The following is a 17,594-nucleotide window of genomic DNA, read 5'->3' as shown; positions in this document are numbered from 1 at the left end:
CGCCGGCCACGAGGGCGTCGCACCCGGGGATTGATGACAGTTCGATCACGTGCGGTTCCATCTCGATAACGTGCCCCGGATCGCCGAGTCTCCCATCGGCATATCGGGCTATCGTGCACGAAAGTTGCGACTGAGGGGATGGGATCAGGGGGATATGACCGGGGAAGGGGACCGGCGACCACCGCCGGAGACGAAATTCGGTACCGGAGTGCTCTCGCGCGTGACGAATGCCGTCTACTGGTATCTCGTCACGGGCGCTCTGATGCTCCTGGCGGCGCTGCCGAGCGCCGTGCCGATCCAGTTCCTGGAGAGCTCGCCGGGCAACGCCCCGGTCCTCGCGCTGTTCCTGGCGCCGCTGGCACCGGCGTTCGCCGCCAGCCTGTTCGCGCTGCGCGACCGGGAGCGCGCCGATGCGCTGACGCCGGCCCGCTCGTTCTTCCGGGGCTACCGGCTGAACTGGGCGGACGCGCTGCGGATGGCGATCCCCGGGCTGATCTTCGTGGCGATCGGCGGGCTGGGGGCCGGCGTCGTCGGCGACGGCGGAGCGCTGGCCGGGGACGGCGTGAGCATTCTCGCGGCCGTGCCCGAGGTGTACCTGGGGATGCTGATCGTGATCGGCGCCGTCGTGGCGCTCTGGACGATGAACGCGATGGTCATCGCGGCCCTCTTCAGCTTCCGCGTCCAGGACGTCGCCCGGCTCGCGGCCTACTACCTGTTCGCGCGATGGCGTGTCACGCTGGGCGGGCTGTCGCTGATCGTGCTCGCGGCGGCGATCCTGCTGCTGGCGGGGGACCTCGCGTTCGGCATCGTCGCGGTGCTCTGGACGGGGGCCGTGCTGCGGAACCACCAGGCGCTGACGCGCGACGTCGAGGAGAGGTTCACGGCGACCCCGGCCGAGTGAGCCGGCCGTCGGGCAGGGCTCCTGGTGTCATGCCCGGCCACGCTCGGGCAATTTGCGCCGATGTTGACGCCTGGGATGTCTCTTCTTTACGAGATGTGGCATCTTTGGGCCCATGGCACAGGCGCAGGGGGTCAGCCTCACGTACCGCTACCTGCGGGTGGGGATCGTCTCGATGGTGCTGGCGCTGTTCGCGGCGCTGGCGCTGCAGATCTCGGCGGACCACGCGGTCGCCGGACCGGGCGAGGAATGGTGGTTGAGCGCGATCAGCGCCTACTTCTACACGCCCGTGCAGAGCATCCTTGTTGGGGTGCAGGTCGCCGTCGGGGTGTGCCTCATCGCGATCAAGGGCCGCGCCGGCGGCGAGGACGTGCTGCTGAACTTCGCCGGCATGCTGGCCTTCCTGGCGGCGGTGGTGCCCACTCCGCTCCGGCCCGACAGGTGCGCCGACGAGCCGTACTGCCTGGAGGTGCCCGAGCGCGTGGCGAACAACGTCGGGGCCCTGCTGATCGCCGGGTTCGCCGTGCTCGTGCTGGCAACCTGGCTACGTCGTCGTGAGCAGGTGCGCCGCGACGGCTGGGGCCTGTGGGCGGCCTGGATCGCCTGGGCCGTCGTCGTCGGAACGCATCTGGCGTGGCCGGACGCGTTCCTGTCCCGGGCCCACTACGTCGCCGCGGTACTGCTGTTCCTGTGCCTGGTCGCCGTCGCCTGGGTGAACGGACGCGACGCGGCGGTGACGAGCGGGCCGGGCGAACGGGTCCGCGGCCTGAGCCCCGCGGGCTACCGCAGGTCCTATCGGGTCATTGCGGCCGCGATGCTGACGGTGCTGGTCGTCGCGCTCGGCACGCACTTCGGTTCCCAGGCGCTGGGCTGGGCACTCCCGACGCAGGCGGTGTTCGTGGTGGAGGCGCTGCTGCTGACGCTCTTCGCGATCTTCTGGGTGCTGCAGACGATCGAATTCTGGGAGATCGGCCTCCCGGCGAAGGCGCGAGACCTGGCCTAGTGGCGCCTGCGGCCGGGCCGGGACAGGCCGGGCTGAGCCGAGCTGGCCCCGGCCGGGATCTTCCGACGAGGACGGCGTAGCCGCTGATCGGAGCAGTCCGTCAGCGAGCACGTCGCCCTCGCCAGAAGGTCGCTGTCCGCGGAGGGCCGACTGGGGGAGCGGACGCTCGACCACCACGCTGTTCCCAGCCGCGAGCTCCTACAGCCGTTGACGCCAGCGTTCGAGGATTGTCGCGATCTTCGGTACGTCGCGCTGCACGCCATCGGCGACCGACATGATCAAGTCATAGATGTCGTCGTGCGGCGGATCGAAGTAGTGGTCGTTGAGCTCGTAGAACGTCGCCACAGCTATGAGCCCGAGACGCTTGTTCCCGTCGATCAGCGCATGATTGTTCACCACCGAGTCGAGGAGAGCAGCCGCCTTGAGATCGAGTGAAGGGTATGCCTCTACGCCCATCATCGAGGCGGCCGGACGCGAGACGGCGGAGTCCAGAAGACCTGGATCGCGAATCTCGACCGCTCGGTCCAGGAAGTGCTCGGCGATCCGAAGCAACTCGGGCGACGTGAGGTACCGGGTCGTCACTTCAGACGGTCCAGGACAGGGCCGAACCTGTCGACCGCTCTTGTCACGATGTCCTCGAAACGGGCACGCTCGTTCGTGAACTGCTCAATGGCCTGGCGGGCGGCTTCCTGCTTGGAGATGCCGAGCTGCGCGGCCGTGTCGGTGAGGGCCTTGTCCTCGGCCTCGGTGAGTCGGAGAGTCATGGCCATGATCATGCCTTCCCTAGATGCATAGCGCACGCCGAACGATGTGCTACCACGATGATACCGCCGAATTGGTAGCACCGTGATACCACAAGGGGCGCCGAGGATCTCTCCCCGGCGCCCCTTGGGCTCAGCAGTGGCTATCGCCTCACGCGCCCGCGATCATCTCGCCCGACGGCGGGAGGTCACGCGGCGCCAGGCCCGCGCCGGCCGGAACCGACTGGGTCTCCGCCTCCGCCGGCTTGCGCCGGCGTCCGCGGGTCACGCCCTTGAACGTGAACTCGCCGAGGATGCCCTCGCCCTGGCCGTCGATCTGCACGGTCTGGCCGGGCTTGATCTCGCCGAACAGGATCTTCTCGGACAGCGTGTCCTCGATCTCCCGCTGGATCGCCCGCTTGAGGGGCCGCGCACCGAGCACCGGGTCGTACCCCTTCTCGGCGAGCAGCTTCTTGGCCGCCGGGGTGAGCTCGATGCCCATGTCCTTGTCCCGCATGCGGTTGTCCAGCTTGGCGATCTCCAGGTCGACGATCTCGATGATCTCGTCCTGCGTGAGCTGCGGGAACACGATCGTGTCGTCGACACGGTTGAGGAACTCCGGCCGGAAGTGCTGCTTGAGCTCCTCGTTGACCTTGGACTTCATACGCTCGTACGACGTCACCAGGTCGCCACCGGCGTTGAATCCGGTCTGCACGCCCTTGGCGATGTCCCGCGTACCGAGGTTCGTGGTCATGATGATCACGGTGTTCTTGAAGTCCACGACCCGACCCTGCGAGTCGGTGAGACGCCCGTCCTCGAGCACCTGCAGCAGCGAGTTGAAGATGTCCGCGTGGGCCTTCTCCACCTCGTCGAACAGGACCACGGAGAACGGCCGGCGGCGCACCTTCTCGGTGAGCTGCCCGCCCTCGTCGTAGCCGACGTAGCCGGGCGGCGAACCGAACAGCCGCGAGACCGTGTGCTTCTCCGAGAACTCCGACATGTCGAGCTGGATGAGCGCGTCCTCGTCCCCGAAGAGGAACTCGGCGAGCGCCTTGGCCAGCTCGGTCTTTCCGACACCCGTGGGGCCGGCGAAGATGAACGAACCACCCGGACGCTTCGGGTCCTTGAGGCCCGCCCGCGTACGGCGGATGGCCTGCGACAGCGCCTTGATCGCGGTCTCCTGACCGACGACCCGCTTGTGGATCTCCTCCTCCATCTTGAGCAGCCGCGCGGACTCCTCCTCGTTGAGCTTCACCACCGGGATGCCCGTGGACATCGCCAGCACCTCGGCGATCAGCTCCTCGTCGACCTCAGCGACCGTGTCGAGGTCACCCGACTTCCAGGCCTTCTCCTTCTCGGCCCGCAGCTGGGTGAGCTGCTTCTCCTTGTCCCGGAGACCGGCAGCCTTCTCGAAGTCCTGGGCGTCGATCGCGGATTCCTTGTCCCGGCGCGCGTCGGCGATCTGCTCGTCGAGCTGCTTCAGCTCCGGCGGTGCCGTCATGCGGCGGATCCGCAGGCGGGCACCGGCCTCGTCGATCAGGTCGATCGCCTTGTCCGGCAGGAAGCGGTCGTTGATGTACCGGTCCGCGAGCGTCGCGGCCGAGGCGAGCGCCTGGTCCGTGATGGACACGCGGTGGTGGGCCTCGTAGCGGTCACGCAGACCCTTGAGGATCTCGATCGCGTGCTCCAGCGACGGCTCGGCCACCTGGATCGGCTGGAAACGGCGCTCCAGCGCCGGGTCCTTCTCGACGTACTTGCGGTACTCGTCGAGCGTGGTGGCGCCGATGGTCTGCAGTTCCCCGCGCGCGAGCATCGGCTTGAGGATCGACGCGGCGTCGATCGCGCCCTCGGCGGCACCCGCACCCACGAGGGTGTGGATCTCGTCGATGAACAGGATGATGTCGCCGCGCGTGCGGATCTCCTTGAGCACCTTCTTCAGGCGCTCCTCGAAGTCACCGCGGTAGCGCGAGCCGGCCACGAGCGCACCCAGGTCCAGCGTGTACAGCTGCTTGTCCTTGAGCGTCTCGGGCACGTCGCCGCGCACGATGTCCTGCGCCAGACCTTCGACGACCGCCGTCTTGCCGACGCCGGGCTCGCCGATCAGCACCGGGTTGTTCTTGGTACGGCGGGACAGGACCTGCATGACCCGCTCGATCTCCTGGGTCCGGCCGATCACCGGGTCCAGCTTGCCCTCGCGGCCGGCCTGGGTGAGGTTGCGCCCGAACTGGTCGAGCACCGCCGAGCCCGCGGGCTGGCCCTCCGTCGGCCCGCCGGCGGACACCGGCTCCTTGCCCTGGTAACCGGACAGCAGCTGGATCACCTGCTGGCGCACCTTGTTCAGGTCCGCACCCATCTTGGTCAGCACCTGGGCCGCCACGCCCTCGCCCTCACGGATGAGGCCGAGCAGGATGTGCTCGGTGCCGATGTAGTTGTGGCCGAGCTGCAGCGCCTCGCGCAGTGACAGCTCCAGCACCTTCTTCGCGCGTGGCGTGAACGGAATATGACCGCTCGGGGCCTGCTGACCCTCGCCAATGATCTCGGTGACCTGCGTACGCACACCGTCGAGCGAGATCCCGAGCGACTCCAGCGCCTTGGCCGCCACGCCCTCACCCTCGTGGATGAGGCCGAGGAGGATGTGCTCGGTCCCGATGTAATTGTGGTTGAGCATCCTCGCCTCTTCCTGGGCGAGGACTACGACCCGGCGGGCCCTATCCGTAAATCTCTCGAACATCATCAGCTCCTCACACGGGCGGCGTGACCGTGGTTCCCTTGCCGGGAACCCGGCGGACGACACAACCTGACTGCTGTCGACTCTATGTGCTCACAACGACACGGCGGACCCACATGTGCCCATGTTCGCCAGGGGCGTGACGCCAGGCGGCAAAGACCTCCTCAAGCGGGGCCGACACGCCGTCGTACAACAGATCGACGGCGTGTCGATCGCAGGGGATCGTTGACCACTCGCCCTCGGCACGGCAGGCTCACCCTCAACCGAGGCCAGGAGGAGCCATGCCGGACGACGCCGGCCGTACGCCCGAGTGGGAGCAGATCGTCGCGCGGTTCGCGCGCTTCTCCGGCGTCGTGGGCGAGGTGCACGACCCCCTCACCTGGGGGTTGTACCTGGTCGACGAGGAGATCACGGGCGCCGCGGACCCCGCCGACCCTACGGAGGAGCGCTTCGTGCGCGGCTACCGCACCGTGGCCGGCGAGGTCCTCGAGGTGGAGACGCTGCGGGTCGCCGCGCCCCCCGACCAGGTCGACGACATCGTGCGGGCGGCGTGCAGCGGCGCGCTCGCGGCTCCCCTGCACGCGGACATCGATCCGGACGCGACCTCGCCGGTCACGGACCCGATCGACTTCGCGGAGGCGTACCAGGACTACCGCACGGCGATGCGCGCCATCGTGGCGGAGGTCGACGAGGTCCCGAGCGGGCCGCTCGAGTTCCTGGTCGACGGCCGCCCGCGCGGCGGCACGGCCGTGACGGTGCGCGACGTCACCGCGATCTACGCGCCCGCCGCCGACCGCGCCCTCATCGTCACGGGCCCGTCCGGTCTCGTGGACCGCATCGACGTGGTGACGCGCCCGATCCGCAACCTCAAGCACGGGGACGACGGCCCGCACTTCTGACGGGCCGAGCGCGTCGGGCCGGCTACCTGCCGCCCGCCGGTTCCGCCGGATAGTCCGCGGGCTTCTTGCCGAGCTCGATCGCGATCTCGTGGCGCTGCGCCAGGACGTCGTCGCGTTCCTCGTCACGTCGGCGCAGGGCGTCCTGCTGCAGCTCGGGCGACAGGTGGTCCCAGTAGAGCGTCCCGTCGAGGTGCTGCGTCTCGTGGATGAAGGCGCGCGCCAGGAAGCCGGAACCGGTGAGCTGCACCGGGCCGCCGTCGCGGTCGACCCCGCGCACGGTCGCGGCACCGGGGCGCAGCAGCGGCTCGTAGGCGCCCGGGACGGAGAGGCAGCCCTCGTCCTCCTCGATCGGCTCGGCGTCGGGATCCGTCTCCAGCTCCGCGTTCACGACGTGGCCCACGTGCCGGTCTCCGCGCGAGTCCGTCACGTCGTAGACGAACACACGCAGGTCGGAGCCCACCTGGGTGGCGGCGAGGCCGACACCCTGGGCGACCTCCATCGTGGTGAACATGTCGTCGACGAGCCGGTTCAGCTCGGGCGTGGAGAACTCGGTGACCTTGCGGGTCGGGGCGTGCAGCACCGGCTCGCCGATCTCCGTGATCCGCAGGACGCGGCCGCGGCGTGCCTCGGGGACCTGGGCGGGGTAGTCGTCGACGGGCTCGCCGAGCAGATAGGTGACGGGCTTGCGTCGTCCGAAGCTCCACATGGAGAACGAGCGTAGTCGGCCCGGGCGCTGCCGAAAGTCGGCTCGCCATGAGCTTGCCTGCGGAGCAGGAGCTTGCTTACACCGCACCGCCCCTTGGCGTAAGCAATCTCCTGCTCCGCAGGCAACCTCATGGCAGCCGGGCCGCGGCCTGCTCGCTCCGGTGGGTGCGGCGGATCACGAGCGACATGAGCGCCGCCCCCGCGCACAGCACTCCCGCGCCGTACCAGACCAGGTCGTAGGAGCCGGTGGTGTCGCGGACCAGGCCGCCCAGCCAGGTGACGACGCCCGCCCCTACCTGGTGGGACGCCAGCACCCAGCCGAACACGACGGGTGCCTCCTCGCCGTAGATCTCCCGGCACAGCGCCAGGGTGGGCGGCACGGTGGCGACCCAGTCCAGCCCGTAGAACACGATGAAGAGGATCATCGGCGGCTCGACCTGCGGCGCCATGAGCGTCGGCAGGAACAGGAGGGCGACCCCGCGCAGCGTGTAGTACACGCCGAGCAGCACGCGCGGGGAGAAGCGGTCGGTGAGCCAGCCGGAGCCGATGGTCCCGATGATGTCGACGACGCCGATCACGGCCAGCAGCGAGGCCGCCACCGTGATGGGCATCCCGTGGTCGTGCGCGGACGGCACGAAGTGGGTGCGCACCAGACCGTTCGTTGTCGCACCGCAGATCGCGAACGCCCCTGCGAGCAGCCAGAACACGGGGGTCCGCGCGGCTCGCAGGAGCGCGGCGACCGCACGCCGGGCGGCGCCGCGCCGGGGCGGCGGCTTCGGCACGAACTCGTCGCTCCCGTAGGGGGCGAGGCCGACGTCGGCCGGGTGGTCGCGCAGCAGGAGCAGCACCAGCGGCATGACCAGGGCGCAGGAGAGCGCCACGACGATCGACGCCGCCCGCCAGCCCTGGTTCTCGACCATCCAGGCGAGCAGCGGCAGGAAGACGAGCTGGCCCGACGCCGTCGCGGCCGTGAGCACGCCACTGACCAGCCCTCGGTGTCTCACGAACCACCGCTGGGTGACGGTCGCCGTGAACGCCAGGGCGAGCGAGCCGCTGCCGAGGCCCACCATAACGCCCCAGGTCAGGACGAAGTGCCACGGCTCGGTCATCCAGATCGTGGAAAACGCGCCGAGCGCGATGACCGCGAGCGCCACCGCAACCACGGGCTGGATCCCGAAGCGGTCCATGAGCGCGGCGGCGAACGGCGCCATGATCCCGTACAGCACGAGCTGGATCGAGAGGCCCACGCCGATCACTGAGCGGGACCAGCCGAGCTCGTGGTGCAGGGGCTCGATCAGGAGCCCCGGTGCCGCCGCGAAGGCCGCCGCGCCCAGGATCGTGAGAAAGCTGACCAGGGCGACCCACCAGGCGGGGTGGATCCGCGGCGTGGCACGTGGCGGACGGGGTGGCCGGCCCGGCGGGTCCGGCTGTGCGGCCGGAGCCGGAGTGTCGGTCTGCGTCATGAGCTCAGCCTGCGGTGGGGTCGGCACCCGGGCCAGTGGCCTGATGGTCGATTATCAATAGGATCGGGCCATGGTGATTCGACAGTTTCCCGGTGCCCGTGAATCCGGTGCCCGGCCCTCGGCCACGCGCCCGCACCGCGTCGTGGTGCTGATCACCGACGGCTTCATTCCGTTCGAGCTGGGCATCCCGCACCGCATCTTCGGTATCGCCCGCACGCTGGACGGTCACGAGCCGCTCTACGAGGTCATCACGTGCACGACGCGCGAGCCCCGGGCCGTCCGGTCGGACTCGGACGTGACGGTGCTTGTAGATCACGGACCGGAGGCGCTCGAGTCCGCCGACACCGTCGTCGTCCCGGCCGTCAAGGAGCACAGCACGGTGTTCACGAACGGGGTCACGACCCCCGACATGGCGGAAGCGCTCGGCCGGATCCGGCCGGGGACGCGGATCGTCTCGATCTGCACGGGGGCGCTCCAGCTCGCGGGAGCGGGCCTGCTCGACGGCCGGGCCGCCACCACGCACTGGCACTACACGGACCTCATGCGGCAGCTGCATCCCCAGATCCGGGTGAACCCGGACGTGCTGTACGTCGACGACGGCGACGTGCTCACCTCGGCGGGCGTCGCCGCCGGCATCGATCTCTGCCTGTACCTGCTGCGCCGCGACCACGGAACGGCGATCGCGCACGACGTCGCCCGGCGCACCGTGGTGCCCCCGCACCGCGACGGCGGGCAGGCACAGTACGTCGAACGCCCCGTGCCCGACGCCGACGGGCCGGGCACCGCGGCCACCCGCGCCTGGGCCGTGGAACGCCTGCACGAGCCGATCACGCTCGCGGGAATGGCCGAGCACGCCGCGATGTCGGTCCGGACCTTCACGCGCAGATTCCGCGAGGAGACGGGCGAGAGCCCCGGGCAGTGGCTCGTCCGCCGCCGGGTGGACCTGGCCCGCCGCCTCCTGGAGGACACGGACCTCACCGTCGAGCAGATCGCCACGCGCTGCGGCTTCGGCACGGCCCAATCCCTCCGGGCCCACATGCAGACAACCCTGGGCGTGACTCCGACCCAATACCGCCGCACATTCCGCATGGCGGCATAGGCGATCGCACGGGTAGGCGATGCGGTCGGTCCGACGACGCAGCCAGAGCCGTCCCGCCCAACCGACAACGGGCCCGCAGGCCCCACCGGACGCGGGCGCTCACCCATTTGGAACGGGCCCGTCCAACAAAGCCCAGCCCCCACCACGGGGTCCGGGGCAGAGCCCCGGGGCGCGGGGCGGGGGCTCCGCCCCCACAAGAAACAAGCGGGACAGCCAGGCCTACGTAGTAGGCACAGCTGTCCCGCTGTCGGGGGCGTGGGGGCTCCGCCCCCACAAAAAACAAGCGAGACAGCCCGGCCCACGTCGTAGGCACAGCTGTCCCGCTGTTGAGAGCCGCCTGACAGAATCGAACTGTCGACCTGTTCATTACGAGTGAACCGCTCTACCGACTGAGCTAAGGCGGCGCTGCTTCCCGGTGGAGAACCACCCGGCAGCGGCCCCAACAGTACCTGACGTCGGCGGAAGTCTCCAAAGCGAATCGGATGTGATCTACGCCGATCTGTTCACCACGAGTGAACCGCTCCGCCGGAAGTCCCAGCGCGCCTCCCCGATGCTCACCACGACCGCCGTCGGACGTGGCATGAGAGGTCACGCGGAGCAGGCCGCCGCCCGGGCTCGCGGCCTCGCAGTGCGACCTCAGCAGGTCAGTTCGCTGTCCGGGACCGTGCCGTCCACGAGGTAGTCCTCCACGGCGCCGCTGATGCACTCGTTGGAGCGGCCGTAGGCCGTGTGGCCCTCGCCCTCGTAGGTGACGAGGAAGCCCGAGTCGAGCGTGTCGGCGAGCGCCTCGGACCAGCGGTACGGGGTCGCGGGGTCGTTGGTGGTGCCGATCACCATGATCGGTGCCGCGCCCTTCGCTTCGAGGTCGAACTCCTGCTCGGCGGCGGGGTACGGCCAGTCCGCGCAGTCGACGCCCGAGAAGCCGAAGGACTCGCCGAGCGTGGGCGCCTCCGCGACGATCTCCGCGGCGAGCTTCTTCATCTCCTCCAGGTCCTCGGTGGCGCGGCCGTCGGCGCAGTTGATCGCGCGGAAGGCTTCTTCGCCGTTGGAGTTGAAGCTGCCGTCGGGGTTCCGGTCGTTGTAGCTGTCCGCGAGCAGCAGGAGCGTGTCGCCCTTGCCCTCCCAGAAGACCTCGCGCAGCGCCGTGGTCAGGTACGTCCAGTTGACCTCGTCGTACAGCGGCATGGCGACGCCGTAGAACGCGAGCTTCTTGGTCACCGTCCGGCCCGATGTCGTCGCGATGGGGTGCGCTGCGGCGTCGTTGACCATCGCTCTGATCTGCTGCAGCCCGACCTCGACCGAGCCTCCGAGCGGGCACTCGGTTCCGGCGATGCAGTCCTCGACGTAGGCCCGCAGGGCGTTCTCGAAGCCGACGGCCTGCTCCGCGGCCACCTCGTCGGGAGTGAGTGTGGTGTCGATGGCGCCGTCGAGCACCAGCCGGCCGGCGTTGCCCGGGAACAGTCCGGCGTACGTGGCGCCGAGCTGCGTGCCGTAGGAGTAGCCGAGGTAGTTCAGTTTCTCGTCGCCCAGCACGGCGCGCATCATGTCCATGTCGCGGGCCGCGCTCTGCGTGTCGACGTTGCCGAGCAGTTCGCCGGTGTTCTCGGCGCACGCCTGCCCCCACTGGCGGATGGCGTTGATCTTCTGGGCGATGCCGTCATCGGTGTCGGGGTAGTCGGTGGTGAGGAAGTCGTCCTTCGCGTCATCGTCCACGCAGGTCACCGGCGTGGACTGACCGACTCCGCGCGGATCGAATCCGACGATGTCGAACTCCGCGCGCAGGCGGAACCCGAAGTTGCTGGTGGATTCCACGAGCCCGATGCCGGAGGCACCCGGGCCGCCCGGGTTGACCAGGAGAGAGCCCTGCGGATCCTCGGTGGTGGCCGCCAGCTTCTTCATCGCGATCTCGATGCTGCCCGCGCCGGGATCGTGCCAGTCGAGCGGGGCATCGACGGTGGCGCATTCGAAGCCGCCGCACTCGTTCCACTCGACCGCTTGCGTGTAGAAGCCCTCGAAGCCGTCGGGCGCACCCGACGCCGCGGCAAGGCCGCCGCCCGCGCCGCTGCCGGACTTTCCCACGTCCTCGAGCGCTACCTGGTTCTTCGGTGGTACCGCGCATGCCGCGAGCAGCAGGACGGGCACAAGCAGGCAGGCGACGACGGCCGCGGGGCGTCGGGCTGGGCGGATCACCCGGACAACCTATCGAAAATCGCGTGGGGAACCCGCCCGGGCCGAGCAGGATTCACCGCACCCTCACGACGTTTCCGTCGGCCGGGCTCGCCCGTGGATGCGCCGATGGACCCGGGGTACCTCGCCGGCGTCAGTTCTCGACCCATGCGATCGGTCCGGGCTCGCCGTCCGTCTCACGGGCCGGGAGTTCCAGCGTGCCCTTGTCACCCAGGTGCACCGGCACCGAGGCGCCGTCCTCGACGCTGTCCGGAACCTGGACGACGCTGGTGGTCGGCACCCAGTCCATCGTGCACATGCCGTCCTGCCGCGGCAGCAGGCCGACGACGACCTCGCCGCCCTCGTCCGTCGCCTCCTGTTCGGCGATGATCGGGCAGGAGCTGGAGTCGTTCGTCACCACGTAGATCAGGCCCGGCTCGGGCGACCAGGCCGCGCCGGCCGGCGAAGACGTGCTCCCCTCCAGCCCTTCGGGCAGTCCCCTGCCGGTGGCACCGGCCACCAGCGGATCGATCGCCTTGGCGTCGGTCTTCGGCCTGATGTTGCGCGGTCCGTCGTCCATGTCGCTCTCCTCGTCACCGGTCCCGGCGGTGTCCGACGGCGTGCTGCCGGCCGTGGTCTGCTCGTCCCCGGGCGCGTCGGGCGAACCGCCCGTGGTCTCGGCACCAGCGCAGCCGACCAGCACCGCACAGGCCAGTAGCGCCCCGGCCAGGCCGGTGAACCGCACCCTGCGGGCGCCCGTCGTCGTCTTCATGCCGCGATCCTTCCATGAGGCACTGACATCGCCGCGGGTGCCGCGGAAGGACGGGCCGGGTACGGCACATGCCCGGAGCGGAACCCTGCGGATGTCACGGACAGAGGTTGGTGGGTGACGCTCCGGCCCACACTCCGGAGCGTCACCCACCCTTCCCATGTCGCGTGCCCGGGCCGGCTTGCACGCCGCACCGGAGATTCACATCGGTCCGGCCCGGTCGGGTCCGGCGCAGCCCGGTCCGGTCTGTGTGGTCCGATCCCGCCCAGCCCGGCGATTCGGGTCCCTGCTCCGCCCGGCCCGGCCCGCGGCCTGAATCCCTCGATCGACCGTCAGTGATCGGTGCCGATCCAGGCCGGCGGACCGACCTCGCCGGCCGCCGGGCGCGGGGACAGGTCCGCCTTCCCCACGCCGTCGATCCGGAGCGAGACGTTTCCCCCGTGGTCCTTGCCCTCGGGCGCCGCGACCACGGTGGTGGTCGGCACCCAGTCCGCGGTGCACACGGCGCCCGGCTCGGGTTCCGAGAGCGTGACGTCGATCTCACCGACCTCGTCGTCCGCGGCGATTCCGGTGCCGGCCACGGTATTGGCGGCCACCGGCTCCGCGATCCGGGGACAGGTGCTGGACCCGAGCGTGACGACGTACAGCAGTCCCTCGGCTGGGGTCCACGCGCCGCCGGCCATCGTGTCGGTGGAGTCGTCGAGCTCGACGCCCGGCGGCAGGCCGAGCCGGCTCTGGCCGGGCGCGAGGATGAGGAAGTCATGAGGCGTTCCCGGACCGCCGGCCAGAGGCGTCGTGCTCGCCGCGGGCCGCTCCGCCTCCGCGCCCGCGATCGACCGCGCTCCGGGCGGCCCGACCTGCTCGGCGATATCCAGCGCTTCACCCGTCCCTGCCTTCGGCGCGGCGGCGTTCATGGTGGCAGCTCCTGGCGCGTCCGCGCTCAGTGTGGTGGCTCCTGGCGCGGAGGCGGCGACGCCGCCTGTCAGCAGGGCGAGTGCAAGACCTGCCCCCGCCGTCGCCGCCACGACTCGCGGCGAGCCCGTGCGAATGGTGTTCCTCATGGCGTCACCTCTCTGGATCACGTGGCGCGCCGCATCGAGGTGCGCGACGCTGCCCGCTACGCCCAGGATGTGCACACTGCCCCACGAAAAGAAGTGAGAGTGCGCAGGTTTGCGTTCGCTCTTCCTTGGAGCGCGATCCCCTGGCGACGACCATGGGCGACCGCTCCATTCACGGTCGCGGCCTGGTCGGGGGTTCTCCGTGTGGTCGTGCAAACACTTGACCGATCACACGGAGAACCCCCGACCAGGCCGCGCGACGCCCCCGCGCCCCCGCGAAAGCTCAGCCGAACCGCAGCTTCGCCGGGGTCACCTCCGGCGCCGCCTTGGCGAGGAAGCGCTTGCGGAGGTCCGAGAAGCCGTTGCGGTCGTCGAAGAAGTCCCGTGCCATCTCCGCCAGCTCGACGGTCTGGTGGTACGACAGCGGCTTCGACCGGGCCCGCTGCTCGGCGCTCTGCGCGAGCATCGTCGCGAGCGTGGCCGGCTCCGCGTAGCCGCGGGCGGTCTCGCCGAGCCACTCGTCGAAGGCCGCCATGTCACGCGGGCCGACGCCGGAGATCATCCCGATCCGGTCCGCCTCCGCCGCCGAGATCGGCAGCTTGCGGTGCAGCAGGGTGTCGGCGCGCTGCTCGCCGACCCGCCGCGGCAGCGCCCACGAGTGCAGCTCCGAGCCGTAGATGCCCATGTCGTAGTAGGGGTTCAGGACGACGCCGTCGCGGGCCACGGTGACGTCCGTGCACAGGCCCGCCATCACGCCGCCCGCACCGGCGTTCGCCGTGAAGGCCGTCATCGTGAGCTGGCCGGCGTTCGCCAGCACGAGGCAGAGCTCGTCGATCGCCCAGATGTTCTCCCATGCTTCGGCGGCCGGGTCCGGCGCCGCGTCGATCACCCCGAGGTGGATGCCGTTCGAGAACGCGTGCTCGGTGCCGCGCACCACGAGGACGCGCGTGTCCTCGGTGAGGGCCTTCTCGACGGCGGTGGTGATCCGCCGGCACTGCTCGGCGTACATCGCCCCGTTGTAGGAGCGGATCGTCAGGTAGCCGACGTGCTCGTCGCGCTCGTAGGAGGTCTCCGCGAGCGCGTCGGGCGCCTTGAGGTAGGGGGTCCGGCTCGCGTCGATCACCCGGGACGCGGGCAGCTTGGTGCCGCGCCGCTCGGTGAGCGGGGCGGCGTAGCCCACCCACAGTGTTCCGGTGCCGCAGGCGATGGCGACGGCGTCGACGTTGTGCCCGACGACGGTCCCGGGCACGGCCTTCGTCTCGGTGTCGGAGGCGACGGCGTCGTACAGGCACACCCGGCGCCCCTGGACGTGGGCGGGCGCGCCGGGGGCGCTGTCGGCGGCGGCGACGAGGCGGGCGAGCTCCTGGGCCGGTTCGGCCCAGTCCACCTCGAAGTCCTTGCGGCGCAGGAGCGGCCGCTCGCCGGTGTCGGCGACGACCCGGAGGCACTGGTCGGCGTCCAGCGGCACGTCGCCGTCGTCGACCTTGCGCAGCACCTCGTCCACGCAGGCCATGGCGGCGTCCGCGACCCGGCTGTTGTAGAGGGCGGCCTTGGAGATCGGCTCGGCGGGCATGTCGAACACGTCCGACGCCCAGACGGGACCGGCGTCCATCTCCTCGACGGCGGAAAGCGCGGTGACGCCCCACTGCTCGCGCCCGTCGAGGATCGCGTGGTCGAGGGACGAGGGCCCGCGGTCTCCCACCGGGCCGGGGTGCACGATCACGGTCGGGTACTTGCGCCAGACCTCCTCGGGCACCCGGTGCTTCAGGAAGGGGCACAGGATCAGGTCCGGTGCCGCGAACTCGACGGCCTGGACGAGTTCTCGCGGCTTGTCGAACGTTCCGGCCAGCTCCACGCCGACGTCATGTCCATGCTCCCGCAGGTGGCACCACACACGTTGGGTCAAGCCGTTGAATGCTGAGACGAGCAGCAGGATCCGCATCGCGACGGTGGCTCCTTCAATTGTGGGTTCTGGCCTCGGGGGGTGCCGAGCCGGAGCCTAGCGAGGGATACTCATTCCGGACAACACGGGATGTTGATAACGGTTCGATCAGCCCTGCGGGCGCAGCGCGATCGTCATCGCCTCGCACGCGAGCAGCGGCGCCACGTTGCCGTCGAGCCGCTGGCGTGCCACGGCGATCGCGTCCATGCGCCGGATGGTCTGTTCGGGCGTGGAATCCCGGGCGAGGTCGCGCACCATGCCCGCGTGTTCCGCGTTGACCGGGTCGACATCGGCGCCGAGCTGGACCACGAGCACGTCCCGGTACAGGGACAGCAGATCGAGCATGGCTCGGTCCAGCACGTCGCGCTGCCGACGGGTGGCGCGACGTTTCTGGCCCTCCTCGAGCTGCTTCACCTGGGAGCGCAGTTTGGGCGGCAGCGTCTCGCCGTCGGCCACGCCGAGGGCGCGGAGCAGCTCCGCCTTCTCCGCGGCGTCACGCTCCTCGGTGGTCGCGGCGGCCTCCTGCTTGGCGACGTCGACGAGTTCCCCGGCGGCGAGGACGGCGTCCCCCACGCCGCGGATCCGCCGCGCGAGTCCGAGCACGGCGGACCGGCGTTCCCGGGCGGCCTCGTCCCGGGCGAGCCGCCGGGCCATTCCGACGTGGCTCTGCGCCGCCCGGGCGGCCGTGAGCGCGACCGCGGGATCCACGCCGTCGCGCCGGACCAGCAGGTCGGCGACGGCGGAGGCGGGCGGCACGCGCAGCACCACGGCCCGGCAGCGGGAGCGGATGGTGGGCAGCACGTCCTGCACGGAGGGTGCGCACAGCACCCAGACCGTGTGCGGGGGCGGCTCCTCGATCGACTTGAGCAGCAGGTTCGTGGTCCGCTCGGCCATCCGGTCGGCGTCCTCGACGATGATCACCCGCCAGCGGCCGCGGGTCGGGGTGCGGACCGCCGTGCCGACCAGGTCGCGGACCTCGTCGATGGTGATGACCACCTTGTCGGTGGCCAGGAGGGTGACGTCCGGGTGGCTGCCGGCGAGCGTCGTCGTGCACGCGTGGCAGGAGCCGCAGCCGCCCTGTTCGCACTGCAGTGCGGCCGCGAAGGCCCGTGCGGCCACGGAACGCCCCGAGCCGGGCGGGCCGGTGAGCAGCCAGGCGTGCGTCATGGCGTCCGCGCGGGTGGCCGCCGCGTCCAGCATGGCCACCGCCGACTCCTGGCCCACGACCTCGTCCCAGACGCTCATGCCCGTCCCTCCGGCGCCGGACTCGTTTCCTCGTGGGCGGCTCCGTCCTCCTCGTCGGACCGGCGCTCCTCGCCGGAGGCGTGCTCGACGCCGGGGCGGCGCGCGGCGGCCTCCGTGACGGCTTCGGTCACCACGGGTGTCAGCCCGAGCCGGGCGGCGACGTCCACGCGGATCTGCGCCTGGATGTCCTCGACGGAACGGGCCGCGTCGACGACGATCCAGCGGTCCGGGTCGGCCCCGGCGCGCCGCAGGTACGCGTCCCGTGTACGGCGATGGAACTCGTCGCCCGCGCGCTCCAGGCGGTCCGGCGTCTCGCCGGTCGCGGCGCGGCGTTCCGCCGCGGCCGTGGGATCGAGGTCGAGCAGGACCGTGGCTTCCGGGAGCAGCCCGTCGGTGGCCCACAGCGACAGGCGCTCGACATCGCGCTCGCCGAGCGTGCGTCCGCCCGCCTGGTAGGCCACCGACGAGTCGAGGTAGCGGTCGGTGATGACCACCGCGCCACGCTCCAGGGCGGGCCGGATCAGGGACTCCACATGGTGGGCGCGGTCCGCGGCATAGAGGAGCGCCTCCGCGCGCGGCCCCATGTCCTCGCCGTGCAGCACGGCCGCCCGCAGCTCCTTGCCGAGGTCCGTGCCCCCGGGCTCGCGGGTGAGCAGGACCTCGCGGCCGGTCAGTTCGGCCAGCCAGTCGCCGAGCAGGTGCGCCTGCGTGGACTTTCCGACGCCGTCGCCGCCCTCGAAGGAGATGAAGAATCCGCGTGTGCTCACGCCCGCAACACTAGTGCGGGACACCGACACAGGCGGCCCAAGCGGCTTCGCCGGGTGTGCGTCAGGTTTGTGGTGCGGGCCATAGGTCGTGTTCGCGTCCGGATTGACGCAG

15 protein-coding genes and 1 tRNA gene are annotated in these 17,594 nt (G+C 70.6%); 4 read left to right on the top strand and 12 right to left on the bottom strand.

Features of this window, described 5'->3' with window-relative positions; genetic code table 11:
* The first annotated feature begins 220 nt into the window (after nt 1-220).
* Together ACYVK5_RS24780 and ACYVK5_RS24775 are read left to right on the top strand one after the other, a co-directional pair.
* Nucleotides 221-901: a DUF624 domain-containing protein gene (locus ACYVK5_RS24780; protein WP_460708738.1), complete on the top strand. Its 681-nt coding sequence runs from the start codon at nt 221-223 to the stop codon at nt 899-901.
* Nucleotides 902-1,013: 112 nt separating this feature from the next.
* Nucleotides 1,014-1,901 (top strand): hypothetical protein, encoded by an 888-nt coding sequence (locus tag ACYVK5_RS24775; RefSeq protein WP_460708736.1) that lies wholly within the window; start codon nt 1,014-1,016, stop codon nt 1,899-1,901.
* A 198-nt stretch (nt 1,902-2,099) separates the two neighbouring features.
* Here ACYVK5_RS24775 and ACYVK5_RS24770 read toward each other — a convergent pair whose 3' ends face one another.
* The 3 genes from ACYVK5_RS24770 to ACYVK5_RS24760 form a co-directional block, all read right to left on the bottom strand.
* Nucleotides 2,100-2,483, bottom strand: coding sequence for a type II toxin-antitoxin system death-on-curing family toxin (locus tag ACYVK5_RS24770; protein ID WP_460708734.1), 384 nt, complete (start codon nt 2,481-2,483; stop codon nt 2,100-2,102).
* The gene (locus tag ACYVK5_RS24765; RefSeq protein WP_460708732.1) at nt 2,480-2,665 is read right to left on the bottom strand and encodes a hypothetical protein; all 186 of its coding nucleotides are present in this window, start codon (nt 2,663-2,665) and stop codon (nt 2,480-2,482) included. The genes ACYVK5_RS24770 and ACYVK5_RS24765 overlap by 4 nt, the downstream gene beginning before the upstream one ends.
* A 148-nt stretch (nt 2,666-2,813) precedes the next feature.
* On the bottom strand, nt 2,814-5,372 hold the full coding sequence (locus ACYVK5_RS24760) for an ATP-dependent Clp protease ATP-binding subunit (protein WP_460708730.1): 2,559 nt from the start codon (nt 5,370-5,372) through the stop codon (nt 2,814-2,816).
* 278 nt (nt 5,373-5,650) lie between these two features.
* Here ACYVK5_RS24760 and ACYVK5_RS24755 point away from each other — a divergent pair, with 278 nt between their 5' ends.
* Nucleotides 5,651-6,268: a hypothetical protein gene (locus ACYVK5_RS24755; protein ID WP_460708728.1), complete on the top strand. Its 618-nt coding sequence runs from the start codon at nt 5,651-5,653 to the stop codon at nt 6,266-6,268.
* A 22-nt stretch (nt 6,269-6,290) separates the two neighbouring features.
* On the opposite strand, the gene def is transcribed toward ACYVK5_RS24755, so the two are convergent.
* On the bottom strand, nt 6,291-6,974 hold the full coding sequence (gene def, locus ACYVK5_RS24750) for a peptide deformylase (RefSeq protein WP_460708726.1): 684 nt from the start codon (nt 6,972-6,974) through the stop codon (nt 6,291-6,293).
* A 127-nt stretch (nt 6,975-7,101) separates the two neighbouring features.
* Nucleotides 7,102-8,436 carry an MFS transporter gene (locus ACYVK5_RS24745; RefSeq protein WP_460708724.1) on the bottom strand — a complete coding sequence of 445 codons (1,335 nt, stop codon included), beginning with the start codon at nt 8,434-8,436 and terminating at the stop codon, nt 7,102-7,104.
* Between the two features lie 70 nt (nt 8,437-8,506).
* On the opposite strand from ACYVK5_RS24745, the gene ACYVK5_RS24740 reads away from it, so the two are divergent.
* Nucleotides 8,507-9,535 carry a GlxA family transcriptional regulator gene (locus tag ACYVK5_RS24740; protein WP_460708722.1) on the top strand — a complete coding sequence of 343 codons (1,029 nt, stop codon included), beginning with the start codon at nt 8,507-8,509 and terminating at the stop codon, nt 9,533-9,535.
* 331 nt (nt 9,536-9,866) lie between these two features.
* Here the strand turns inward: ACYVK5_RS24740 and ACYVK5_RS24735 are convergent.
* From ACYVK5_RS24735 to tmk, 7 genes are all read right to left on the bottom strand, one after another.
* Nucleotides 9,867-9,939, bottom strand: a tRNA-Thr gene (locus ACYVK5_RS24735).
* A 232-nt stretch (nt 9,940-10,171) separates the two neighbouring features.
* Nucleotides 10,172-11,725 carry an alpha/beta hydrolase gene (locus ACYVK5_RS24730; RefSeq protein ID WP_460708720.1) on the bottom strand — a complete coding sequence of 518 codons (1,554 nt, stop codon included), beginning with the start codon at nt 11,723-11,725 and terminating at the stop codon, nt 10,172-10,174.
* A gap of 130 nt (nt 11,726-11,855) precedes the next feature.
* Nucleotides 11,856-12,473 carry a hypothetical protein gene (locus tag ACYVK5_RS24725; protein ID WP_460708718.1) on the bottom strand — a complete coding sequence of 206 codons (618 nt, stop codon included), beginning with the start codon at nt 12,471-12,473 and terminating at the stop codon, nt 11,856-11,858.
* Between the two features lie 329 nt (nt 12,474-12,802).
* Nucleotides 12,803-13,531 (bottom strand): hypothetical protein, encoded by a 729-nt coding sequence (locus ACYVK5_RS24720; RefSeq protein WP_460708716.1) that lies wholly within the window; start codon nt 13,529-13,531, stop codon nt 12,803-12,805.
* A 280-nt stretch (nt 13,532-13,811) separates the two neighbouring features.
* On the bottom strand, nt 13,812-15,470 hold the full coding sequence (locus ACYVK5_RS24715) for an enoyl-CoA hydratase-related protein (RefSeq protein ID WP_460708714.1): 1,659 nt from the start codon (nt 15,468-15,470) through the stop codon (nt 13,812-13,814).
* A gap of 108 nt (nt 15,471-15,578) precedes the next feature.
* The gene (locus ACYVK5_RS24710) at nt 15,579-16,715 is read right to left on the bottom strand and encodes a DNA polymerase III subunit delta' (protein ID WP_460708712.1); all 1,137 of its coding nucleotides are present in this window, start codon (nt 16,713-16,715) and stop codon (nt 15,579-15,581) included.
* Nucleotides 16,712-17,482 (bottom strand): dTMP kinase, encoded by a 771-nt coding sequence (gene tmk / locus ACYVK5_RS24705; protein ID WP_460708710.1) that lies wholly within the window; start codon nt 17,480-17,482, stop codon nt 16,712-16,714. The genes ACYVK5_RS24710 and tmk overlap by 4 nt, the downstream gene beginning before the upstream one ends.
* Nucleotides 17,483-17,594 lie beyond the last annotated feature (112 nt).

This window comes from Myceligenerans halotolerans, assembly GCF_054782975.1.
This window is presented reverse-complemented; position numbering and strand designations above follow the sequence as displayed.